The organism is Mesorhizobium sp. M2E.F.Ca.ET.209.01.1.1 (assembly GCF_004010375.2).
Taxonomy (GTDB): Bacteria; Pseudomonadota; Alphaproteobacteria; order Rhizobiales; family Rhizobiaceae; genus Mesorhizobium.
This window is the reverse complement of sequence record NZ_SADP02000986.1, coordinates 1-303: the sequence shown is the minus strand read 5'-3', so window position 1 is coordinate 303 and position 303 is coordinate 1. Positions and strand designations below refer to the sequence as shown.

Below are 303 nucleotides of genomic sequence, written 5' to 3'. Positions count from 1 at the left end.
GCGGAAGGCCAGCATCTGCCTGAGCACATTCGACTTGAGGACAAAATGCTGGACGAGCGCACCGGCGATGTGGAGCAGCACCACATAGAGCAGCACATTCTTGCCGAGGACATGCACCAGGCCTGCGCCCGGCACCTGCAGGAACCACGCCGCGGCGCCGGAAAGCGGCACGATGAAGATCAGCGCGTAGATGACGAGATGCGTCAGCCTGGCGAGCAGCCGCAGCGCCGGATGCTCGATGCCAGAAACTGGCGGAACGCCGCGCGTCTCCCGCAGCCAGAGCCGCCAGGCAGCGAGGACCAG

General features: G+C 65.7%; 1 protein-coding gene. It reads right to left on the bottom strand.

Annotated elements, in window-relative coordinates; genetic code table 11:
* Window positions 1-303: cytochrome b/b6 domain-containing protein (locus EN852_RS38785; RefSeq protein WP_189546619.1), on the bottom strand; the 303-nt coding region annotated here is incomplete at both ends.